Source organism: Nostoc sp. T09, assembly GCF_002154695.1.
GTDB lineage: Bacteria > Cyanobacteriota > Cyanobacteriia > Cyanobacteriales > Nostocaceae > Aulosira.
The window spans coordinates 41,322-66,078 of record NZ_MTAV01000014.1 but is presented as its reverse complement, the minus strand read 5'-3'; the positions used below and the strand labels follow the sequence as shown (position 1 = coordinate 66,078).

Genomic DNA, 24,757 nt, shown 5'->3' with positions numbered 1-24,757 from the left:
TGGAGTTGTGAATGGCGCGAACGGAAAAAGTAAGAAAGCTTGTTGGTTTTATTTGGAGTATTGCTGAACTTTTACGCGGTGATTATAAGCAAGCTGACTATGGCAAAGTCATACTGCCATTCACAGTGTTGCGTCGATTAGACTGCATTTTAGAGCCAACAAAAGTATCTGTGATGGACTTTTACGAAACGAAAGTAAAGTCTATGAAGAATCTGAAGAATCCTGAGCCTTTACTAAACCAAAAAGCTGGCGTACCTTTTCACAATATTAGCCAGTTTACCTTTCAAAAACTCAAAGCAGATCCAGATAATTTAGCCGCTAATCTCAAAAACTTTATTAATGGCTTCTCTGCCGCAGGCAGAGAAATCATCGAATATTTTAACTTCAATGACCAAATTAATCGTTTAGATGAAGCTAATCTGCTATTTTTAATTGTTAAAAATTTTGCTGAAGTTGATCTTCATCCAAAAGAAGCAAACAGCACGGAGATGGGATATGTTTTTGAGGAGTTAATTCGCAAATTTTCAGAATTATCTAATGAAACTGCGGGGGAACACTTTACACCGCGTGAAGTTATCCGACTAATGGTTAACCTTCTGTTTATCAATGATAAAGATATTCTAATCCAAAAAGGTATTGTCAAAACTATCTACGATCCTGCTTGTGGAACTGGTGGGATGCTGTCTGTAGCAGAAGAGTACATTAAAGAACTTAACGAATATTCTAAGCCTGTGGTTTTTGGTCAAGAACTCAACCCAGAATCTTACGCAATTTGTAAATCTGATATGTTGATTAAAGGTCAAGATATCAGCAATATTAAGTTTGGAAATACTTTTACTAATGATGGTTTGGCACACGAAACATTTGATTATATGTTGTCTAATCCGCCCTTTGGTGTGGAATGGAAGAAGGTGCAAACATATGTCAAAAATGAGTATGAGAAGAAAGGATTTGATGGACGTTTTGGAGCCGGATTACCGAGGATTTCTGATGGTTCTTTCTTGTTCCTACAACACATGATTTCTAAGATGAAGCTTGATAATGGTGGTTCTCGAATTGCCATTGTATTCAACGGCTCACCGCTATTTTCAGGCAGTGCTGGTAGTGGCGAAAGTGAAATTCGCAAATGGCTTATCGAAAACGATATGCTAGAAGCGATTGTTGCTATGCCAGACCAATTGTTTTATAACACTGGAATTTATACATATATTTGGATTGTAACCAATTGTAAAGTTCCAAAACGTAAAGGTAAAATACAGCTTGTTAATGGCATCCATTATTACAAAAAAATGACCCGTAGTTTGGGAAATAAGCGTAATGAAATTGGGGATGGTGAAGATGGCAAGCCCAATCAAATAGCAGAAATTACCTGCATTTACGGCGAGGGCGAGTTTCATCAGTATGTTAAACGCAAACTTGAGGTAGATGGTAAAGAACAAGATATTATTGTTAGCAAAATTTTTGATAATGAAGACTTTGGTTATTGGCGCATCACAGTAGAACGTCCGCTAAGGTTAAATTTTCAGGTGAGTGATGAACGTATTGCCAAGCTAGAAACTGAAACTGCCTTTATAAATTTAGCTGAGTCTAAAAAACGCGGTGGGGTTGCTTTACGAGAAATTGAAGAAGGGAAGCAGTTACAGGAGACTATTAAAGAAGCATTGCGTAATTTAGGAGATATTCTATACAAAAAGCGGGATGAGTTTGAAACAGATTTGACGGCTGCATTGAAAGTGGCTGATGTGAAAGTAGCAGCTCCGGTGAAGAAAGCAATTATAAATGCTTTAGCTGAACGAGATGAAACAGCTGATATCTGTATTGATAAAGATGGCAACCCAGAACCAGACTCAGACCTTAGAGATTACGAAAATGTGCCATTGAAAGAAGATATTGATGAGTATATGAAGCGCGAAGTTTTACCCCATGTGCCAGATGCATGGGTAGATGGGAGTAAGACGAAGATTGGTTATGAAATACCGTTTACACGGCATTTTTATGAATATGTACCACCTAGACCGTTGGAGAAAATTGAACAGGAAATTAAAGATTTAGAAGATGAAATTCAGGGAATGCTGAAGGAGGTTATAAATTAACCATGAAAGCCTTAGTTAGCTGTGACCGAAATCTTCTATGGCTTGGAGACTTAGAAAAATCAGTTACCTTAATGCCATTGAAGTATGTAACTCAAATTAATGCAAAAACTCTACCGGAATCAACTCCGTCCGATTTTCCCATAAAATACATAGATATTGGAAGCGTTGATTCTACTGGAAAAATCTTACAAATGAGTGAATTCGTTTTCGAGAATTCACCATCAAGAGCAAGACGAAAAGTGATTCAAGGAGACACGATTGTTTCTACTGTTAGAACATACCTGAAAGCCATTAGCTATGTTGAAGAGAATAATCCCAGCCTAATTGCCTCAACAGGATTTGCTGTTCTTTCTCCAATAGGCAATATACTAAATCCTCGTTACCTATATTACTGGATGCGTTCTAGTTTTGTAGTTGATGAAATATGTGCTCGTTCTATTGGAGTGAGTTACCCAGCAACTAATGCCTCTGAGATTGGTTCAATTTCTATTCCTGTGCTTCCTCTTGAGCAGCAAAGTGCAATCGCCTCTTTCCTTGATCGCAAAACTGTTGCGATCGCTACCCTTATTGACAAAAAACAACGTCTCATCGAACTACTCGAAGAAAAACGCAATGCTCTGATTAACCAAGCTGTAACCAAAGGGCTAAACCCAAATGTTCCGATGAAAGATTCTGGTATTTCTGGGATTGGTGAAGTTCCTGAACATTGGCGAGTAAAAATTTTTAAACGTGTTACATCACGTATTGAAGTCGGAATTGCAGAAGCAGCAACTCACGCTTATACACTCCAAGGAGTTCCTATCGTTCGCTCTGGTAATGTAAAAAAAAATTATATTGATTTCAGCGATATTCTTTATATTGAGGAGTGGTTTGCAGAAAAAAATCGCTCTAAGTATCTTCGTAAAGGAGATATTTTGACTGTTCGCACAGGTGCAAACGCTGGCATGACTGCTGTAGTTCCTGAAGAACTAAATCATGCTCAATGTTTTACTTTACTAATAGCTACACTTAATCCTCAGCAATTTCCCCTCTTTTATAGTTATTATATTAACTCCTCATTTGCTCAGTCATTCTTTACAGTTGAAGGTTGGGGATCAGCACAAGTTAATTTAAGCGTTCCTATCTTGCAAACCTTACCAATTGTTGAACCACCTTATAAAGAACAAGAGGATATTGTTTCATTTATTCAAAAGTCAACAGTAATGATTGACAAAATTATTACTAAAAACAAGGAAACTATAGAAAAACTGCAAGAATATCGCCAGACCCTTATCACAGCAGCAGTAACAGGCAAAATTGATGTTAGGGAGGAGGTTACTGCATGACTTTATGTGCAGCCTGGGTACGTCATACACCGACAGGCGATCAAGAATTAGTATTTGCAACCGATAGTTGTCTTTCTGCGGGTGAACGATGGGAAGCGGGAGTAAAACTTTTTGAATTGCCCCGCAGAGACTGTTTCATCTGTTTTGCAGGAGAAACCAATCGTGCATACCCCATGATTCTCAACCTAATTCAGACAATCAATACTTCTCCTGCTCTGAAAAATCCGCAGACAGATTTATTAGACATCCTCAACCACACAAAAGCTCTCTTTACTGATCTTGCTCAAGCCATTGATCTCAGTGAAATTAACCGCCCAAACTACGATGAAGCGAGAAGTGAAGCTCAATTTATATTCGGGGGTTGGCGCTGGCAAACCAGTGAGTTTTATGTTTGGCGACTGTTCTATGATCTAAAAGTAGAAGTATTTACAGCCGAACGTTGCTATCTAGATGATTCTGAGCCAGTCTGCTTTATTGGAGATATTGAAAGTGACGATTTGATTTTAGAACTTTATGAAGTTGTGGGGATGACAGATATCAAGCTAGATATGCAACCCTTAAAACTACTCATCAGAAAAATTCGGGATACTTCACGACCCTCATCTAGTATTAGAGGTGCACCACAAATCGGGAAAGTCTACCGTTCTGGAAATTGCAAAGTCTTTGGTGTTCTGTGGCAATCTAGTGATGGCAAGCCCCACTATCAAGGTCGCCCTGTTGTTGGCATTCAAAATTTAGTGCATCTGTATTTTGACCCAGATACCTGCGAATTAATTAACAATCTGCCTGATAAAAAACCAGATGTAGCAAAATTTTTACATACCGATGAAATCACTTTTGTCAACCTTTGCTACAACGAAGAGGATAATCTCAAGTTAGATTTAAATGAATTTCAAAGGGGCAAATTACAAGAAATCCTCCGTCAGGTTGCCTATGAGCAATTCTTAAATACTGTAAAAATAATTGAACAGACCGAGGCACAACTATGACTGCAACTGTTCAGACAACCGAAAAAGCTTTTGAAAATGCAATCATTGCCAGCTTATTAAGTAATGGTGGCTATGAAGAAGGGTATGCTAGCAATTTTATTCAAGAACTAGCACTCGATCAAGCCACTCTACTGAGGTTTATTCAAACTTCTCAGATGGAAGCATGGCAACATCTGACAGACATTCATGGTGCTGAGGTTGAACCTAAGTTCATGCAAAGGCTGTATCAAGAATTGAATAATCGTGGGATGTTAGATGTACTGCGATATGGTATCATTGACTACAGTGTACGCTTCAAATTAGCATTCTTCAAACCCGCAAGTGGACTAAACCCCGATACTCTAGTACTTTATAACCAAAATATCCTCACAGTAACTCGTCAGGTACACTACAGTGATCAACATGGAAACTCAATAGATCTACTGTTAAGTATCAATGGTTTGCCAGTCGCCACAGTAGAACTAAAAAACCAATTTACCAGACAAGATGTAGATAAAGCCAAGCGCCAGTATATCCAAGACCGGGATAACCGAGATTTATTATTTCAATTTAAGCGTCGTACTTTGGTACATTTTGCTGTAGACCCGGATGAAGTCTGGATGACTACCCGCATTGAAGGTAGTAATACCCGCTTTCTACCATTCAACAAAGGCTTCAACAAAGGTGCAGGCAACCCTCCCAACCCCAACGGCTACAAAACCGCCTATCTCTGGGAAGATATATGGGCGAAAGACAGTTGGCTAGACATCGTGGGTCGTTTTTTGCACCTTGAGCAGCAAAACATTAAACTCAATGGTAAATCCGCCAAAAAAGAAACCCTTATATTCCCTCGATTTCACCAATTAGATGTGGTTCGCAAGTTGACCGCAGATGCAAAAGTTAAGGGACCAGGACATGATTACCTAATTCAGCATTCTGCTGGTAGTGGCAAAAGTAACTCCATTGCCTGGTTAGCATATCAACTTGCTAGTTTATACAACAACCAAAATGAGCGAGTTTTTGATTTAGTCATCGTTATCACTGATAGGAGGGTACTAGATCAGCAGCTACAAGACACAATTTATCAATTTGAGCATAAGCAAGGTGTTGTGCAAAAAATTGATAAAAACTCTACCCAACTAGCCGAAGCTTTGGTTTCTGGAACTAATATTGTTATTACTACCTTGCAAAAATTTCCTTTCGTCTTGGATAAGATTCGGGAAATCTTAGAAAAAAACAACATTGCCCAACTACCAAAACGCAATTACGCTTTAATAGTGGATGAAGCCCATAGTTCTCAAAGTGGCGAAGCATCCAAGAAAATGAAAGAAGTCCTTTCTGTCAATGACCTCAGCCGTTCAGCTAAAGAGGAAAGCATGACAGAAGAAGAAGATATTGAAGACAATATCCGCAAAGAGATGCATATTCGTGGTAAACAACCGAACTTGAGCTTCTTTGCTTTCACTGCCACACCAAAGCAAAAAACCTTGGAAGAATTTGGTCAAATTAATGCCCAAGGTCTTCCAGAACCCTTTCATTTGTATTCCATGCGCCAAGCAATTGAAGAAGGGTTCATTATGGATGTGTTGCAGAATTACACAACCTATAAAACTTATTTCCAAATTTCTAAAGCGATCGCAGATGACCCTAAAATTAATGCGAAGAAAGCAAGTCGGGCTATAGCCAGGTTTTTATCTCTGCATCCACATAACTTAGCTCAAAAAACTGAAGTGATCATCGAACATTTTCGCCAATGCGTCATGCACAAAATTGGTGGAAAAGCAAAGGCAATGGTAGTTACTGCTTCTCGTCCTCACGTAGTGCGCTATAAAGAAGAATTTGATAACTATTTAAGAAAGCAAGGTTATGTTGATATCAAAGCATTGGTAGCTTTTACCAGTTTCACTGATCGAGAAACAGCTATTAAATACACTGAATATGATCTCAACGGTTTTGGTGAACGGGAATTACCGGAAAAGTTTGAGTCTGGTGAATATCAACTCTTGATTGTCGCAGACAAGTATCAAACTGGTTTTGACCAGCCATTGTTACACACCATGTACGTGGATAAAAAACTGTCTGGAGTCAAAGCCGTACAAACTTTATCTCGCTTGAATCGCACTTTTTCAGGCAAAGAAGATACCTTTGTTTTAGATTTTGCTAATTCAGAGCAAGAAATTATTGATGCTTTCCAGCTTTATTATGAACAAACTACACTAGCATCAACCACAGATCCTAACCGACTATATGACTTAAAAAATAGGCTAGATAGCTACCAAATCATTTGGAATAGCGATGTAGATGCTTTCACGCAGGTATTTTTTAAATCTCAGGAAAAGACAAACAAGCAAGATCACAGTAGGCTTCATTCCCTAGTTGATCCTGCTGTTGACCGTTTTAAGGCATTAGGCGAAGAACAACAAGATGAATTTAAAAATAGTTTAACTACATTCATCAGGCTATATGCTTTCTTGTCCCAGATTATGCCCTTTGCAGATGAAGAACTAGAAAAATTCTATGCTTTTGCTCGTCTACTGCAAACTAAATTACCAAAACGCAGCCAAAGCGAAGTTTTTAAACTCACTGATGAAGTTGCACTGGAATATTATCGATTACAAAAAATCAGAGAAGGTAGAATTGTCTTAGAAAAAAATGCAGAATCACATCTGCAACCAATAACTGAAGCTGGCATACCTAGAGAAAAAGAGACACAAGCTAAACTCTCAGAAATTATAGACATCCTCAACCAAAGATTTCGTACCGATTTTACGGAAGCAGATAAATACTTTTTTAGCCAAATTGAGGAAGCATTAGTTCAAGATGAAGTACTATCACAACAAGCTAAAAGCAACTCAATTCAGAACTTCAAATATGGATTTGAGGATATTTTTCTCACAAAACTGATTGAGCGCATGGATTTAAACCAAGATATATTTGCGAAAATTATAGATGACAAAGAATTTGGCGGAGCAGTGAAGGACTGGATACTAGAGAAGGTATATCATAGGTTGACACAAGATGCTAGCTAAAGACTGACAGTCTTCCAATAAATAGAATTATTTTGTAAAAATTGGCTCGCGTGAGGGAAAGAAAAGATTATGGGATGCGATCGCTTTTACTCTTGTACTGGGTGACTTCCACATTAAATCCTACAGTTTCATGATTTAGCTAATTTTTGTAATCAGAGAAGTTACCAATACTAGGGTCAAACACCACCTTACAAGTATCTGTTATACCATTTCTATTTTTAGCGACTATTATCTCCATAATTCCTTGATCGCTAGTATTCGAGTTGTAATATTCATCTCGATAAAGTAGTAGTCCTAAGTCCATGTCCTGTTCAATATCGCCAGAGTCCTTTATATCAGCCATAGAAGGACGTTTATTACTTTGACCTTCTACACCACGATTAATTTGAGCCAGAACTACAAATGGGACATTGAAGGTTTTAGCAATATCCTTACAAGCACCACAATATTTACCAATTGCTTGCGCTCTATTACCTGCTGCTCTATCTCCAAGCTTTTGAATGTAGTCTAATACTACTAATCCTAACTCTCCTCTTTCAGATTCTATTCTACGAAGTGCAGAACGAATTTTAGTGGGAGTTAATTCACTTGCTGGAGTATCATCAATGATAATGGGCAGTTTACCTAGATTAGATAAACCTTGTACTAAAGAATCATATTCCTCCTCATAAATTTGATTGTGCATGAGTCTTTGGGAATCAATACCTGTGTGCATAGAGAGGAATCTTTTAGTCAGTTGTTCCTCAGACATCTCTGCACTAAAGAACAATACTGGCTTCTGAATACTGCTTGCAATATAATTAGTCAGATAACAGCCGAACCAGCTTTTACCCATAGATGGTCTAGCAGCAACCACAATCAAGTCTTGTTTAATTAAGCCACCAATGAGAGCATCTAAGTCTACTAAACCCGTAGGATAAGCAGGAGATGAACCTTGCTCTATCTTATTCAGGACATTAGCTAAACACTCATGAATAGGTTTGGGTTGAAATCTAGCTTTCTTGTTAGTTGTGAGATTAAATAGTTTTTGTTCAGATTGCTCAAATACTTGTTCTAATTCAATGCTAGTATCGCAACCTAAATCAACTATGGTATGTCCTACTGCTACTAATTGACGGCGTTGGTATTTATCCAGTACTAGGGCAGCATAATGGTCTATATTTACTGCTGATACAGTACGGGTAAGAAGTTGAGATAGTTTATTATTACCTCCTATTTTTTCTAATACTTTATGGTCTGACAACCAAGTAGAAATAGTCATTAAATCTGTTTGCTTATTATTTTGATATAACTCTAAAGCTGCCTTATAAATTTGTTGATTACCATGAGTACCAAAAGCCTCTACAGGAAGAATATTAGCAACTATGCTAATAGCATTAGGGTCAAGTAAGATACCCCCTAGTATGGCTTCTTCTGCTTCTAAGTTTCCTAAAAACTGGTTACTCTTAGACATTGATAATATCTTTAGTTGGTATAGTAAGCTGCCAATAATTTGCAGCTTGTTTCATAGTCATTGATAAAAGTTTGGGATCTCCCAGATCCAAAACATCTTCAGGAGTAGTTGGATTCATTCCCAAACATTTCATAATTTCTGTACCAATTGCTCTCGCCAATGGTGGCGGAACTGAATTTCCTACCTGTCTCGCACCATGCCATTTTGTGATGTGAAAACGAAACCAATCAGGAAACCCATGTAATCGTGCCATTTCTCGTACAGTAATACAGCGAGGACTACTGTAATGAATAGGTCTTGGAGATGTGTGTGAGCCATGAGCAGCATCAGTTCCTGCCCTTAAGGTATTAGCTATGCCATCTTGTGCCAATTTGAAGAAGTGAGAAACAGGTTCTTTCTTTCCCTGTACTGTGGCATGAAATCTAGCTCGTGAGATTGGCGAATGATTAGTTCTTATGCTAGAAGTCAAAAGAAAGGGATTCCAATTTCTCCTATAGCCAAAATGCCAGCTACTATCATCTAAACATCTCATTTCTCGCCCATAGTGGCTGGGATTGCTCCATTGTCCCGTTTCTACGCAATCACTATATAGTAATTCCTCAAATTCTTCTGCTTCTGGTAAATCTTTGAGGGCATCCCAACAAGATGGAGTAGGAGGTAAGATAGGATTGGCTAACTTTGCAAAAAGTGGTTGGCTACATGGAGCAGGATACTCAGGCAAGACACAACCTTTCTTTGCACCAATTAGAAATAGTCTTTCTCTCTTTTGTGGTATTCCATAATAAGCAGCATTAAGGACTTTCCAGGGTAAACAGATTTGATAATTATTATTACTGAAAGTTTCAATTAATTCATCTAAAAATGATTGATATTTACTAACTGTAAAACCTTTGACGTTTTCAAAAACGAAATAAGAAGGCTTTAGCTCTAAGACTAATCTTATAAAATCTTTTACTAAAAAATTTCTTGGATCGTCTAATACTCGACGACCCATATAGGAGTAACCTTGGCAGGGAGACCCAGAAATAATAATTTCTATATTTTGGTTGCCAATTCCACTTCTTTCTCGAATATCTTTCCCTGATAACTCAGTGATCGAACAAGGTAATACAACGCAATAAGGAAAATTAAACTTATGAACAGCAGCATGAACTGGATCGATTTCAACAGCAGCTTTTACATCAAATCCAGCTTGCTCAAATCCTAAACTTAGCCCTCCCGCACCAGCAAATAGATCTATTGCTATTGGTCTTTTTAGCTTACTCTTCATTCTTTTCGTTAAATAACTTGCTAAGTTGTTTGAGCTTATCGTGAGAAATTAATTTTTTTTGATTATTATGCATAGCAACTGAAGATTTACTTGATGGTTTAAGTGTCGATCCTTCGGGGATATTAGGCTTTGCTTCATCACGTATCATGGTTAGTAAGCAAGCAGCAGGATTCTCTATATCAGTTTTACTACGATACTCTTGAAAAGCTTCAATTGATAACTTAACTTTATGATATTCACGACTTGCTATTTCTTGCTTTAGTTTTGAATTCATCTTAATCCCCATTTCGTTAATTAATTGAAAGATATCCGAGTCTTCTAGTTGAATATCAGCAGTATGAACTTCACTGGGTTTAGGTATATCAGGTGTAGAGGAACTTGTCTCAGGTTTATTTATTCTTAAGGAAATTATCTTTGTCGATGAATCAGCAGAAGCTTTCTCTCGTAACTGCGATCGTAGGCGATCGCACTCATCTTTAAGTTCATAGATTTCTGCGACATGACCTCTGAGTTTTTCATTCTGGTGTTTGAGTTCCCTAATCTCCGCTTCCAGTTCTCTAATTCTTTGCCTAGCAACTTCATGTAGAGTTTTAAGGCTATGGGGTCTTGGGTCTTTTTCTTCTAAGGGATTTAGTTTAGTCTCCTTTTCCTGTTGAAGTTCGTGGATATATGCCTTAATCTCATCCCATTTATAGAGATAAGAAATAGAACAGCCAGAAACATTAGCAATCTTTGCAAATGTCAATGGCTGTTTTTGATCAAGTATTACTTTAATAGCTTTTAATACTTGTTCTTTTTTTTGTTCCTTTCTTTGAGCTTGAGTACGACGCAGAACTTCAGCTTGTTTATCGCGATTATGTTTTTTAGCCATGTGCTAAATTTCTTAGTTCTGGTAGCCATTTATCCATCGCCTCGATGGTGGCTTTGGCTTCTTCTTTTGCTAATTCTGCACCAGCTTGTTCTGCTTCAGTTAGTCTTTGTTGTTCTCCGTTATATTGACGTTCATAGAGAGGTAATTTACCAGTGCTAGGGCGAAAACTGGAACAGCCATAGCATTTGGGGTAAAGATTAACAGGACAGGGCGTTTTCGGGTCGAGGGCACAGTGTCCATAGACCACTAAGCGTGGTGCAATTTCGAGATCGAGTTCGTGTGCTTTAGGGTTGTTGAGTAGGCTTTCTGGCAAAGATTGCCAAGGGAGGAACTTGTTATCCAGGTTCATTAACAGTTCCTGAAAAGGCAAGTCTACTGCTGCTACTTGTTCTCTAGTAGGAGGTGTATAGTTTTGAAAAGTAGTAGTACTTCTAACATGGTCAGCATAAAGTTGAGCAGCTTCAATACCATGTTTTACTCGTACTTCTTGTAACCTGTTATGGCGAGTGATTTTACCTGTGAAGTGGGGTCTCTGCCCATTAGCATCACGGATGTCTTCTTTTTCTATCAGTAAACGAATAATGGCTACCATCCTATTATCATTTATAGTTAACGGAGGTGGTATTGGCAAAGGCTTCATAGTAGTAAAAGTAGGGTAATTTTTGATCCTGATATTCCTGAAATGACAAAATAAATATGAATATTCTAGACCAATTTCTTGTCTTATCCATTGTTGTTGTTCCTCAATTAATTGCCTAATTTCACGGGTAGCAGGTACTTGATGCCAACGCTTAGTTTTATGTTGATAGAATTTGATATACCATTTGCTATTTTCCTCTACTAAGCAATCAAAAATTAATTGGCAAATATCTCCTGGACGAGCAGCAGTGTACTCCTGTACCAGGTAATGGCGAGCAATAGGTGCAGGAATTTTCGACAAATGTTCTTTAATAGATGTGCGCGTTACTTCATCCAACCAGTCAGCATCATTTTTTGATTCTTTAAGGTAATCACGGCTACGAATTAGGTGTGATGCATCAAGTTCTAACCATTCAAAAAAAGATTTTATGTAGCTTAATTTATGATTGATTGTTTTGTTATCGCAATTTTTGTAATTATCTAAAAATCTGAGTACAGCTTCGCGACTGATATCAGCAGTTTGTTTTATTTTATAAGTGTCTAGAATTTTTCCAAATTGCTTTAAATTTGTTAGAGTATGTCTAACTCCTGATGGTGAAGAATACACTCTAGATTTGAGTAAATATTGAATATATTTTTTAACTTCTAATAGATACCATTGCGGCGATATGTTTTGAAAACTAATTGATTGCGGAAAAGGATTATCGTAGAAATGTCTTAAATACCAAATGTCATCCTCAAAACAAAAAGGTAATAATTGACCTTCCGTTGTCCTATTAACCCAGCTTGATGCGGCAGTTGATTGAGGCTCAAAGCCAACACCGCAATAGCGACATTTACACTGTTCATATATATTTCTTATTGTATATATCCATCCTTTTTGCCCATCATGTCCTAATTGAGTACAAAGTGGGTTGGGACATTCTATATCAGAGCGGTATTTGTAAATAAAGGCAGGAACTAGACAAGTCAGAGAGATCCGTTTATTGCAGGTATTACAAATAAATCTAAGTTTACATATTGAATTTTCTTTATAGGAAGTTTTCTTCAGATTGGTTTTCTGACAATTGGGGCAAATAAATTCACCTTGATATTCTTTATTCCAATCTACTTCTAATTGTCCATATAAAGTAGGATGAATAGAAATTGTATTAGATATCTGTTGAGTCATTATATTGCATCCATCTTCAAATTTTGTAGTTCTACTAAGCCTTTTAATCGAACTTTAAGCAAATCTATTAATCGATTAATTTCAGTAATTCTTCTTTCTTGCCCTACAGTTTTTGCTTGCTCTAAATCTTGTTGTAAGCTTTCGCAATCAGCCTCTAACTTAGCCTTGTCATCTAGAGTAACTCGATGGTGATCGCAACTTAGACAGGCATAACGGGACTGGCAATCACCTAATATACTTGGTCGGTGGCATTCTCCTAGCGGAGTGCTAACTTTTAAAATTTCAGCTAGTTTCTCGTATCTATGTTTTCTAGGTTTAAAGCTACTAACTTGACCATACTTATTGACATATCCTTGAGAATTAGCCTCTTTCTCCAATCGCTCTAAAGAACGCTTACGATAATGTGGCAGCATATCCAAAGAAGCATGACCTAAAACCGCAGCAATATATTCATCTTCTGCTTCACAATAAGCCATGATACTAGCTTTAGTACGGCGGAAATGATGGCTAGTGAGTTTAAATCTATTACCGTGTTTATCTTTTAGGTCAGCCTCTTCTCGAAATTCACTTAACCAAAGTGCAGTTGTTGCAAAAGATAGAATTTCAGGTTGATAAACTGGCTCTACGTGAAATCTTCCTTTATAACGATGAGATGAAACATCAACTTTACAAAACAATTTATCAAATTTGGAATTAGCACCAAATTTACCATCTAAAAATTTCTGTTGCTCTTGAACCAATTCAGCTAACAAATAATGAATTTGATAGAACCGCCATTGTTTGCGTTTCTCTACCCAACGCAGCATAAACCACTTATCGTCTTCTTGTTTCAAACATTGGCGAGGTATCCTGAGCATTTCTCCGATGCGACATCCCAAAACAAGTTGGAGTCTAAATAATCTTTCTAGTTGCGGTGGGAAAAGATCAAAATTCTCATAAATTTGATAAAGAACTTCTTCTGGAATTGTCTCTAGTTTAGGAACTTTTTTTTTAATTTTAAAATGAGTATAAGTTAATTTCAACCATCCTTCTTCAGCCCATAATTTGACTGCATAGGCTATACATTGTTGACGAGCTTTTGTCATTCTTTGAGATACATACTCTCGCAATAGAGTATCGGTTAAATCTTCTGGCTGACTATAGCCTTTAGCCATCAAAAACTCATCCAATTGTCTTAAGTAAGTAATTCGATGTCTAATATTATCCAATGATTGTTTTTGTCTAAAGGTTGCTAAAACGGTTAATTTTGCCAACAACTTAAGCCAAAGTAGTGAAAACCCCTTGAAATAAAGATTGCTGTGTCCAATAAATTTACGTTCTTCTTCTGTGTAACTAAGTTCTTCAAGAGACCAAATATCTCTCTCAAAAAAAGGGAGATATAGCCATTTTGGTCCCAATTCTGATTTTGCTATCTTTTCTTTTAAGACTTCTAGAGATAACATAATTATTTTTGCTCATCTGCTGATAAATAAGCATCTAGACTCATTTCATTCAGTACATGAGAATAGATATCTTTAGTAGTCACAATCGAACTATGCCCTAATAGTTGCTGTACGTAGTGATCTGCATAACCCGCTTGGAGCATCCTAGTAGCGAAAGTATGTCTGAATAAATGAGGATGTGCTTCAATTCCTGTTCGATCTTTTAGTTGATAAAACAGACTATTTAACCTTGCACTGGTCATGGGTTTTCCAATATACTTGCCATCCAAATTAACGAACAGCATCCCATGTCCGAGTTTTTCTGCTTCTGAGGGATATTCTTCTAATAGATAAGCATGAAAAGTTTCTTGAACCGACTCTCTGTTATGAAGGACTGCTATTTCTCTTTCTGTGCCTTTAGCTATTGCGCCATTGGGATTATTGTCCCGCCTTACAACTCTAATTCTTCCTCTAGTATCAAAGTCCTGTACGTCTACTAAATGTAAGCCTAATAATTCTCCTCTCCGCAATCCCGTTTCTCTCAGTAGCATGACTATCAGCCTGTCTCTGTAGCTGTAACAGGCATTTGCTAGTTGACCTACTTGTTCGTCGGTCAGACAACCAGGGAATATTTTTGGCTCTTTTACTTTAATCCGTTTGCGTTTTTCTGGGGTGCTTTTAACTATGCCTCGTAAGAAGCCACCTCGTTTGCCCCATCCATGAACCAATTTAGCAAAAACTTTTTCGTCAATCCTACCTTCTACAATGTGGAATTCATAGAGTCCTTGTATAGCTGTAACTGCTTGATTGACTGTTTTTGGGCTACGTTTGGAAACTATTTCACGTACTTCTTCGGAGATAACTTCTACTTCGCCACCAAGGAGATACCAGTTAACAAAATCAGCCAGTTCTTGGAGTCCTACATCTTGCCAGCTAAGAGATTTATATTCTAGCCACTGCCAGAAATCTACTAATCGACAAGCATAAGTGTTAACTGTGTTAGCTGCTAATTGACGCTTACGGCAGTAGTTTAAGTATCGCTGGATTGGTTCTATTGGCAAGCCAGTTTCTGTGTCAAATACGCAGCAAAATCTTTCCTCTGTTTGAGGATTAATTGCTCTTTCTAGGCTTATCACTTTCTACTTCGTGGAAGTTTTACTATAGTAACTTTACCATGAAGAATAAGCTATTTGTTGTTGTTTTTCTAAATTGTGTAATATAAAATTGTTGTTGTTATAAGGACTCCCACAAATGACTACATCAATTTCACGATCGCCAATCTGCGATCGCTTTCTAATTTCATCCCCAGTTGTGTCTACAACGCTTTGGCATAAGACCGTCCAGAAGGGAAAGTTAAATTCGTGGATTGCACAATGAATGGGGTCAATTTCCACCGATGCGAGTACATCAAAGCCAGCTTGTTCAAAGCCAAGAGTCATCCCACCTGCACCGGCGAACAAGTCAACTGCGATTGGTCGTTGTTTTCTCAACTCATGAGCCATGACACCTCTAAGCTGACTCTGAAATTTCTACAAATAACTCCCAATCTAAAATCTAAACTCCCATATCCGGTAGCATTTGCAAAATTTCTTGAGCAGCGCGATCGCATACTCCTAATTCTCCCAAACCCTGCCGCATTTCTTGATAATCTGCTAAGGTTTGCTGTCTCTTATCAGGATTGAGCAGTAATTCCATCGTGGCTTGGATAATATTCTCTGCTGTAGCTTGCTCTTGTAAAAACTCTGGCACAATTTCCCGCATCACCAGCAAATTGGTTGGCGATGCAAAGGGGATAGAACCTTTAAGGATGTTACGAGCAATCCAAGCTGTAATTGGGTTTAGGCGATAGACAACCACTTGCGGTACATTTAACAGGGCAAGTTCCAGGTTGACAGTGCCTGATTTGGTAATAGCAAAATCAGCAGCAGCAAAAACTTCTTTTTGTTGACCCGATACAATTGTCGCGCGCAAACCATAACTCTGAATTCCTGCTGCAATGGGCTTTCTAAATTCTTCTAAAGATAAGGGAATCCAGAAATGCACCTCTGGTAATTTAGCTTGAATAGTTTGGGCAGCTTGAAAAATTACAGGTAAAAGATATTTTACTTCTTGACGACGAGAAGCGGGTAGGAGAGCGATCGCGATCGTCTCTGGGTCAATTCCCAATTGAGCGCGGGCTTTCTGGCGACTGGGGGCAGTTTGCATCCGATCGACTAGTGGATGCCCCACCCAGGTAACGTCGGCACCTTGCTGGCTAAAATAACGGGCTTCTTCGGGGAAGATGGCTAAAAGCTTATTTGTAAACCCGACAATGCGGTTGGTGTTACGCACACTGACAGACCATACCCACTCTTGGGGAGCGATGTAATAAACTACTGGCACTTTTGGTAAATGCTGTTGCATATAGGTACCAATGCCGAGATTTGGACTCATGTAGTCAATTAGCAGCACCAGGTCAGGGGGATTTTGCTTCAAGTAGGCGATCGCTTTTCGTTGTACCTGGAGAGTAGGTACAAGATAAGGCAGGCCTTCTAGAAGACCCATTGAGCCAATATGACTAGTATCGCCCAGTATCGTTGCTCCTACCTCTGCCATTTTTTCGCCACCAAGTGCCACAATCTCTAATTCCCAGCCAGCAGCCACAGCTTGACGCTTCAGCGCCGCAATTAGTAAAGAACCTTGCAAATCGCCAGACACTTCGCCAGTGCTGATAAATATCCGCATTTAGTAATTAGGAAGAAAATAAGGGACAGGAAAACATCTTTTTTATCTCACGCAGAGTCTCAGAGTCGCAGAGAAAAACGCAACAGAGTAATCTTGTACTTACGCAAAATCTCTTTCAAACTCTTATTTCTACCCTTCAAGAACGCCTCCGGCGAACGTGACCTTTGTGTCCTTTGTGGTACCCTACCCTGCGGGAACCCTCTTCTCCTACGGAGACGCTAACGCGGTAAGCGCAGCTATGCCCGAAGGGCTTTACGAGGGAACGGGAAGCCGCTAGCCTGCGGCAACGCTCCGCGTAGCTTGCTTCTTTGAAGGAGTACGCGTCTACGTTATTCTTAGTTTGAGTCGGGGATTCAGACCTCAACTCAAACTTCTAACTGACTCAGGACTCATCACTAGCGCTTGGTCTACCCTTTCCAGGAATTAAACCACGTCTTCCTGGCATCTTAGAAAGTAGCAGGAAGCGGCGCAGGTGTTGTAGCTGTTCGGTATCACCCAGCAGTTCTAGCTGTTCCAAAGCCTCTTTAAAGGTTAAGTTAGAGCGATAGAGAATCCGAAAAGCTTTTTTTAGGGTTTGCAACTCGCCCGGGTTCATACCAGAGCGTTTTAGCCCTACCAAGTTGAGGGTACGCACTCGTGCTGGATTTCCCTCTACAAGCATATATGGCGGCACATCCCGGTCAATACGTGCCATACCCCCGATCATGGAGTGCTTGCCAATACGCACAAATTGATGGACTCCCAAAACCCCGCCTAGTCTAGCGCGTGATTCTATATGAACATGACCCGCGAGCGCTACGGAGTTGGGAATAATCACATGGTCTTCAATAACGCAGTTATGAGCCACATGGACATAAGCCATCAATAGGTTGCCGTTGCCAATGACTGTCGCTTCCCCTGCACCAGTAGCGCGGTTAATGGTGACGTACTCACGAATTTGGTTATTGTCACCAATTTTGACCCAGGTAGGTTCTCCCACATATTTGAGATCCTGGGGTTCCATGCCGATAGTTGCACCAGGGAAAATCTGATTTCGCGCCCCAATTTCACAGGGTCCTTCTAGCACTACATGAGCGCCAATTATTGTTTCAGGACCTACTTTAACATGCGCTCCAATCACAGCATAGGCACCGACTTGCACTGATGGGTGGAGTTCCGAGTTAGGATGAATTACAGCAGTTGGGTGAATAAGCGTCTTCAAGGGTGAATCTCCAGAACTGTCTTGAGAGCCTGCGCCTTTCTGGGTTGGGCTGGCAGCGTACTGCTAGGGTTTCCCCGTTGAGGCGACTGGCGTTGCGGAACATTTAAGCTCTCAGTAACTGAACACTAAGTATTCAGTTACCGAAAGTGTCGGGCAAAGCAAGTTAAGTGTGAGGGCGACGAAATTAAGAAATTATAAATTACTCTTGTGGCTAGTTAGTTTTACTGCTATCCTTTTTCAGGTTTCAGTAAAGGCACTTCACGGCTGTGCCCCTACCACAAGAGCAGGTTTTTAGTTTACTAAAGAAAACATTAATTCGCCTTCAGCAGCTATCTGACCGTCAACTTCAGCACGACCCTGCATTTTACCGAAACGACGCTGTTTTACCCACAACAGTTCCACCGTCATGATTAGCTGATCTCCTGGAACTACTTGGCGACGAAAGCGGACTTTATCGATACCAGCAAACACGAATAGTCCACCTGCTTCATAATCTGGTAGTTGCGTCAGGACTATACCGCCTACTTGTGCCATTGCTTCGACAATTAGCACTCCTGGCATCAGTGGCCTTCCTGGGAAATGACCTTGAAATTGGGGTTCATTGACAGTGACGTTTTTCACACCTACCGCTAGTTTTCCTGGAACATAGTCAATAATTTTATCTACCAGTAAAAACGGGTAGCGGTGAGGCAGGAGGTTTTGAATTTCTTCAGTGGTGAAGATTTTTTTCGGTTCCGGTGTGCTTTGAGCTTTAATGCTATCGGCTTCGGTGAGGGTTGTCATTGGCTGTGCGCTTGTTTTTCAATCTGGAATCGAGCAGCGAAGGAATTTTAAATTTGAAGGTTAAGATTTGTGAATCAATCCAAAATCTAAAATCTAAAATCTAAAATCCTTTGTGCCAGTTGAATATGTAAATTGTGGCTGGCCTTATACGCTAAGAAGTGAGCACGAGGAATATTACCCAGTAAACTCAAATCTCCTACTAAATCCAAGATTTTATGACGTACTGGCTCATTTGCAAATCTTAATGGTGGATTTAACCACCCATCAGGGCCGCAGACGAGTGCATTCTCCAAGCTGCCACCTTTGATTAAGCCAGACTGTTGCAAATGTTCGATTTGATGCAGCAAACCAAAGGTGCGTGCGGGAGCAACCTCTGTAGCAAAGCTAGCAGAGGCATTTTCCAGATCGGCAGTTAGTGACCAGCTGTGCCATTGGTTACCAATAGCAGGCAGATCAAAGTCAATACCGTAACTAAAGCGGGTTTCTGGTGCGGGGATAGCAGCAACAAAGGTATCTCCCTCATAAATCCAAATTGGCTCTTTAATAGCTACAGATACTTCGCCGTCAGTTACGGCTTGCGATCGCAAGCCAGCTTGGGCGATGCTTTCTGCCCATACCCTTGCCGAACCATCCAGCAGTGGCACTTCCGGTCCATCAATTTCAATCCGGGCGTTATTTATACCCATACCCGTAAGAGATGCCAATAAATGCTCGACAGTACGGATGCACGCCTCACCTTTACCCAATTGGGTTGAGAGCAGAGTTTGACTAACTGCTGCAACTTGCGCTGGAATAATTGGCGAATTTGCTAAATCTACTCGCACAAAGTAGCGCCCACTACCCACATCGGCTGGTAGTATCCGAACTTGGGTACTCACACCGCTATGCAGCCCCACTCCGGTTTGAGTGATTGGTGCGGCTATTGTGTGTTGTTGCATAAGCAAAAAGTCAATATCTTGCGGTTGGTATTGTTCATGTTCAGATTTAGTTAAACCTGCGAACTGCACCTGAAAATATTAATAATTCCTCGTCAATGGTCAACAGTCAAGAGGAGCCACTGCGGTCTTGGGATCTGCTCAAGTAGAGCAAATGGCGTTTAGCGGTCAAAAGTTCTTTGACTTTGGACTCTTGACTAAAGTTAAAATCTTTCGCCAATCCCAAAATTGATCCGGCTGTCACCGTCATCGTTGAGACCGTAGTCAATACGAATTGGTCCTAATGGTGATTGCACACGAACACCAAGACCATAGCCATAGCCAGTACCATTTTTGTTCAGTAATTCAGCGGCTCTGGTATTGGTTCCTAAATCTGTACCAAAATCGAAAAATAGTGCCCCACTGACTACTGAGAACACGGGAAAACGATACTCAACAGAGGCTTGCACATAACTGCGGGAACTGGCTAGCGTACCTTCTTCATAACCACGCACAGAGTTACTACCACCTAAGGTAAAGGCTTCATAGGGGGGCAAGTCACCTAAAACAGTACCTCCTTGCAAGTTAAAAGCCAGAGTTTGCGGTCCTTTGCTGAGGCTAATTAAGCTGACCGGAAGATATTGGCTGTAGCTACCCCGTAACCGTGTGAGGAAAATACTACCTTGTCCTATGGGAACTGACTGATCGACCCCAAAACGAAGATAAGAACCACTAGTGGGTTGCAAGGGGTTATTACGGCGATCGCGCTGTGCTCCCAGTTGAAGTAGCAACAAATCGTCATCACCTGTCCCAGATTGGGTTAGGGGAATTAGTTCTGTCGGCAGTCCATCCCTGTAGACTGTGCCTTGGTTTCTGCTATTGCCATCAGCATCTTTGGTGGAAACTCGTTGATATTGGAAACCCGCTGAAGCAGTCCATTCAGAACTTGCGTAGGGATTAGCCGAAAGCGGACGGGTAAAAGTGAGACCGCCACCTAAACGAACAACACGGGGGCGATCGCCTTCAGTATCTCCTGGTGCAAAGGTCTCAATATTTTGATCTTTGCCATCAAAAATTAAGGAAATTGAACGGCGACGGAAAATATTAGCTGTGTAAGAAGTCCGGTATGGATCGCCGGCAATCCAAGGATCTGTAAAGCGCAGGTCAAACAGCAGTTCCCGTTCACCTACTTGTAACTCAGCTCCTAGTCTTTGGTTTCTACCATTGAAGTTTTGCTGCTGATAACTAATGGTGCCGAATAGTCCGCTAGCAGAACTAATCCCCGCACCTGCGGCAATAGAACCGCTATTGCGTTCAGCCACATTCACTACTACATCTACTTTGCTGGGGTCACTACCAGGGTCAAGGGAAACGTTCACATCTTCAAAGATGCCCAACCCATATACCCGTTGTAGGTCTTTTTGTACGGTGTTGCGGTTGAATACCTGTCCTGGCTTCAACTCCAACTCTCGCGTGACGATATATGTCTGTGTTCGTCCCCGGATTGGTTGGCCCTTCTCGTCTGTATCCTGACCTTCTTTATTGCGAAACCGGACTCTAATGTTCTCAACTACCCCTTCTGCTACCTGTAAGGTAACAACTCCATTTTCTGAGACTTGGGGCGCTCCGATGACATTCGCTAGTACGTATCCTTTGTCTTGATACCGCTTGGTTAATTGCTTGATACCTTCCTGCAAGTCACGCAAGTTGAGGATCTTGCCATACTGATCGCGAAAAACTTCATCCGCAGTAGTTTGCGGGAGTACGGAAGTCACACCTGTACCAGGATTTGCTTGGATTTGTACCTTAGTGAGGACTGGGTTTGGTTGGACTATAAAACTTACCCTTACTCCTAAAGGTGTATCTTCTGGCACTGCTTGGACATTCGAGAAGAAACCTGTACCAAAGATAGCATTGATATCTTCTTGAAGTTGGGAACGGGTGGTTGTCCTCCCCGGTTGGGTACGAATCACTGAGTAAACTTGATTTTCCAGTTCTGGTACTAGTTGCCCAGATTGAGTTCTCACCGCTACTTCTGATACCAATACGCGGGGTTCACTCGATTCTGGAGTAGTTTCTGGATTACTGGGAAATATAGGTGCCCCTACTGGTGGGTTGGTATTGTCTTGGGATGGATTGTTACCAGGAGCCGGAGCAGGTGCTGGTTGTTGCGTACCTGGGGACGGAATGTTGGGAACTGGTGTTTGTTGGGGAGTAGGCTGTGGGGTTGTTTGTTGTGGAATTGGCTGGGGAGTAAGTTGGAGAGTCGGTTGTGGCGTTTCTTGGGTAAGTTGTGCAGTTTTTGGTGTTGTCGTGCTTGGCACCAATACTTCTGGGGTCCCAGTCTCCGCTGACTGATTTGGTAATGTAGCGATCGTCCGAGGCTGGAGACCTTCTAATGCTTTTACCCCTGCACTAGGGGGTTTTTGCACTTGTATCGTTGTCGGCGTTATCGTCCCAGCTGAGCGATTGGGGAATGCTGCCACGAGAGTACGGGGCTGGAGTCCCTTCAGTGCCCTTACCCCGGCGCTAGGGGGTGTTTGAGGAATTTGTGTAGTTTTTGGCGTTGTTGTGGTTGGCACTATTACTGCTGGTGTCGTAGCCCCCAATGAGGGATTGGGGAATACTGCCACGACAGCAGGAGAATGGAGACCTTCCAATACCGAAACCGCTGGGGAGTGCGCGGAAGATTCCACATTTTCACTAGAGTGTTCTTGACCGATGTCATTTTCAGACTGCTGATTTGTCGTCGGTGTAAACACCTCTGCTGTCTGTTGGAAATTGTTAGTGGCTTGTGCATTTGCACTTAGCGGAGCACCCAAAGGGGCTGCAATTGTTACCGCTGCCACTAATACGGGAGATAAACGCATTTTATTTCACTTCCTCTTCTCGTCCACACACCATCACAAGGCAATCATGCTCTCATGTAAAAGGTAAAAAATAAAAATGGTATTTTTACCGATTTTATTTAATTTAGGCTTTCCACTGCTTGTAATACTCTTTGTAAAACCTCCTGGTAGGCGTTTTCTACATTTCCTAAGTCTTTGCGAAAGCGGTCTTTGTCCATTACCCGGCGGTTACTATCCTCTTGGGCTGTGTCCCACAAACGGCAAGTGTCGGGGCTAATTTCGTCTGCTAAAAGCACTTGCCCTTTTGAGTCCAAGCCAAACTCTAGTTTGAAGTCTACTAGGGTAATACCGCAACGCTGCCAAAAGCTGCGCAGAAACTCATTGATTTGCAATGCTAGATGGGTAATTGTCTCAACTTGTTCCGGAGTAGCTAGTTCCAGCAGGTAGAGGCGATCGCGAGTCAGTAACGGATCACCTAAGTGATCGTTTTTGTAATAAAACTCTACCAACGGCTGCTTTAGTATTGTGCCCAATGACAGCCCTGTTTGCTCACACAGACTACCAGCTGCAACATTTCGCACAACGACTTCTAATGGCAAAATTTTCACTGCCTTTACCCGCATTTGATGTGGGGCAGGGCTGTCAATATAGTGAGTTTTTATACCTTGTTTTTCTAGCTGCTGAAACAGTTGACTGGAAATACTACAGTTAATATTTCCCTTACCTATGATACTGCCACGTTTTTGGGCATTAAAGGCCGTGGCATCGTCTTTGAAATCAGCCAACAAGACTTCAGGATCATCCGTCTTGTAGAGGATTTTTGCTTTGCCTTCGTATAGCTTGGAATAAACAGACATGGCGAGCAGTAAATTTACAGGTGATGGGCAGATTTGGCTCTTAAAGCTAAACCATTTTATCTTTAGTTATTAGTAATTAGCCATTGCTTATGAATCAACGGTCAATCACAACAGGCAGTTCGCACTCTTATTTGATTGATGAATTTACTCGTAAAGGTAGGCAATAGGTAAAATCTGAGCCAGCCCAGTATTGGGTTTCCCACGCCATGTGCTACGACGGAGAACATCCCTTACGCGACGCTATTACCTTGCTAATGCTAGTTCCCTACGGAGGAAAACTCTTTCAAGGCAGTGCTGGTCTCCCTAGCAGCGACTGCCTTGAAAGAATGCTGAGTGCTGAGTACAGAGTTAAGAGTAATTAATTATCTCCCAATTCCTGCCTTCGGGTAGCGCTCGTACCTCGCTAACGCAGTCGCCTGCGGAGGGAAAACGCTACTTGCTACCCTTCTCCTAACGGAGACGCTACGCGAACGGGTTCTCCTTTGGAGTACAAGCTAGGAAACCCGTCCACCGGACTGGCTCACCGCTACGCTAACACCAACGGAGTGGCTCCCCTCCCGCAGCGCTGTCTCACCTTGTCCCTTTTTCATACATAGCGATGAATTTTTTTCATCGAGACTGCCTTGAAAACCCCGTAACGCACAGCCCTCCTCTGAGCGACTGGCGAATCAGAAGAGCAACAAACAATCCCCAGGAAAGAAAGGAGGTTCAGCATTAGGTCTATTTTTAATCAAACCAGATTTCCATAGCAGTGTTAAATTATCTTTGGCGCAAGCTAAATTTTTGAATAAAGTGTATTTTTTGACAATGTAATTAATTTTCTATATGCAAGGAAAAATATTTTAAATTGGCAAGATAGTATATATTAATACCTTGTCAATAAGGCTTTTAGCGTAGTTAATGGTAGTCGTTATTTCGTGCAATCATGCACTAAGATGTAATGAATTGGTAACTAGCAGGAGTAAACTATCCTACCTAGTTTGCAACGTTAATTAAAAACCTGTCTTGGTAAATCCTAATATTTAATGATTTTTAGCTTTGATAATCTCTGTCAAAAATTAAAATTGACAATTTTGCCCAAAAGGTTTAAACAAGAGGGATTTAATTTTTTAATTACTCCCGACTGAATAAAACAGAGATTTAGAGCGGCTAGTGATTCAGCTTCAGATATAAACACAGGGGGAGTTGA

General features: G+C 40.7%; 16 protein-coding genes and 1 pseudogene. 4 read left to right on the top strand and 13 right to left on the bottom strand.

Going from position 1 to position 24,757, the window contains the following annotated elements:
* Nucleotides 1-11: 11 nt before the first annotated feature.
* Genes BV372_RS04650 through BV372_RS04635 form a run of 4 tightly spaced genes read left to right on the top strand, consistent with a single transcriptional unit; the run spans nucleotide 12 to nucleotide 7,415 of the window.
* The gene (locus tag BV372_RS04650) at nucleotides 12-2,093 is read left to right on the top strand and encodes a class I SAM-dependent DNA methyltransferase (protein WP_086683945.1); all 2,082 of its coding nucleotides are present in this window, start codon (nucleotides 12-14) and stop codon (nucleotides 2,091-2,093) included.
* A gap of 2 nt (nucleotides 2,094-2,095) precedes the next feature.
* A complete protein-coding gene (locus tag BV372_RS04645; protein WP_086683942.1) occupies nucleotides 2,096-3,418 on the top strand; it encodes a restriction endonuclease subunit S in 1,323 nt (440 codons plus the stop codon).
* On the top strand, nucleotides 3,415-4,407 hold the full coding sequence (locus BV372_RS04640; protein WP_086683939.1) for a hypothetical protein: 993 nt from the start codon (nucleotides 3,415-3,417) through the stop codon (nucleotides 4,405-4,407). Before BV372_RS04645 ends, BV372_RS04640 begins: the two co-directional genes overlap by 4 nt.
* On the top strand, nucleotides 4,404-7,415 hold the full coding sequence (locus tag BV372_RS04635) for a type I restriction endonuclease subunit R (protein WP_086683937.1): 3,012 nt from the start codon (nucleotides 4,404-4,406) through the stop codon (nucleotides 7,413-7,415). Before BV372_RS04640 ends, BV372_RS04635 begins: the two co-directional genes overlap by 4 nt.
* Nucleotides 7,416-7,554: 139 nt before the next feature.
* Here BV372_RS04635 and dnaB read toward each other — a convergent pair whose 3' ends face one another.
* The 13 genes and pseudogenes from dnaB to purC form a co-directional block, all read right to left on the bottom strand.
* Nucleotides 7,555-8,868, bottom strand: coding sequence for a replicative DNA helicase (gene dnaB, locus BV372_RS04630; protein WP_086683933.1), 1,314 nt, complete (start codon nucleotides 8,866-8,868; stop codon nucleotides 7,555-7,557).
* Nucleotides 8,861-10,138 (bottom strand): DNA cytosine methyltransferase, encoded by a 1,278-nt coding sequence (locus tag BV372_RS04625; protein WP_086683930.1) that lies wholly within the window; start codon nucleotides 10,136-10,138, stop codon nucleotides 8,861-8,863. Before BV372_RS04625 ends, dnaB begins: the two co-directional genes overlap by 8 nt.
* A complete protein-coding gene (locus tag BV372_RS04620; RefSeq protein ID WP_086683927.1) occupies nucleotides 10,128-11,009 on the bottom strand; it encodes a DUF6262 family protein in 882 nt (293 codons plus the stop codon). Before BV372_RS04620 ends, BV372_RS04625 begins: the two co-directional genes overlap by 11 nt.
* The gene (locus BV372_RS04615) at nucleotides 11,002-12,819 is read right to left on the bottom strand and encodes a site-specific integrase (protein ID WP_086683924.1); all 1,818 of its coding nucleotides are present in this window, start codon (nucleotides 12,817-12,819) and stop codon (nucleotides 11,002-11,004) included. Before BV372_RS04615 ends, BV372_RS04620 begins: the two co-directional genes overlap by 8 nt.
* Nucleotides 12,819-14,261 carry a tyrosine-type recombinase/integrase gene (locus BV372_RS04610; protein ID WP_218776679.1) on the bottom strand — a complete coding sequence of 481 codons (1,443 nt, stop codon included), beginning with the start codon at nucleotides 14,259-14,261 and terminating at the stop codon, nucleotides 12,819-12,821. The genes BV372_RS04615 and BV372_RS04610 overlap by 1 nt, the downstream gene beginning before the upstream one ends.
* A gap of 2 nt (nucleotides 14,262-14,263) precedes the next feature.
* Nucleotides 14,264-15,376, bottom strand: coding sequence for a tyrosine-type recombinase/integrase (locus tag BV372_RS04605; protein WP_086683920.1), 1,113 nt, complete (start codon nucleotides 15,374-15,376; stop codon nucleotides 14,264-14,266).
* 102 nt (nucleotides 15,377-15,478) lie between these two features.
* Nucleotides 15,479-15,742 (bottom strand): annotated as a pseudogene (locus tag BV372_RS04600) (DNA cytosine methyltransferase); the annotation flags it as partial.
* Between the two features lie 52 nt (nucleotides 15,743-15,794).
* Nucleotides 15,795-16,964 carry a lipid-A-disaccharide synthase gene (lpxB, locus tag BV372_RS04595; protein WP_086683918.1) on the bottom strand — a complete coding sequence of 390 codons (1,170 nt, stop codon included), beginning with the start codon at nucleotides 16,962-16,964 and terminating at the stop codon, nucleotides 15,795-15,797.
* Between the two features lie 382 nt (nucleotides 16,965-17,346).
* Nucleotides 17,347-18,165 (bottom strand): acyl-ACP--UDP-N-acetylglucosamine O-acyltransferase, encoded by an 819-nt coding sequence (lpxA, locus tag BV372_RS04590; protein WP_086683915.1) that lies wholly within the window; start codon nucleotides 18,163-18,165, stop codon nucleotides 17,347-17,349.
* 291 nt (nucleotides 18,166-18,456) lie between these two features.
* Nucleotides 18,457-18,948, bottom strand: a complete 492-nt coding sequence (gene fabZ / locus BV372_RS04585) for a 3-hydroxyacyl-ACP dehydratase FabZ (RefSeq protein ID WP_086683912.1) — start codon at nucleotides 18,946-18,948, stop codon at nucleotides 18,457-18,459.
* Nucleotides 18,949-19,034: 86 nt separating this feature from the next.
* Nucleotides 19,035-19,886 (bottom strand): UDP-3-O-acyl-N-acetylglucosamine deacetylase, encoded by an 852-nt coding sequence (gene lpxC, locus BV372_RS04580; protein ID WP_086684149.1) that lies wholly within the window; start codon nucleotides 19,884-19,886, stop codon nucleotides 19,035-19,037.
* Between the two features lie 200 nt (nucleotides 19,887-20,086).
* Nucleotides 20,087-22,732: a BamA/TamA family outer membrane protein gene (locus BV372_RS04575; RefSeq protein WP_086683909.1), complete on the bottom strand. Its 2,646-nt coding sequence runs from the start codon at nucleotides 22,730-22,732 to the stop codon at nucleotides 20,087-20,089.
* A 98-nt stretch (nucleotides 22,733-22,830) separates the two neighbouring features.
* Nucleotides 22,831-23,568 carry a phosphoribosylaminoimidazolesuccinocarboxamide synthase gene (gene purC / locus BV372_RS04570; protein ID WP_086683906.1) on the bottom strand — a complete coding sequence of 246 codons (738 nt, stop codon included), beginning with the start codon at nucleotides 23,566-23,568 and terminating at the stop codon, nucleotides 22,831-22,833.
* Nucleotides 23,569-24,757 lie beyond the last annotated feature (1,189 nt).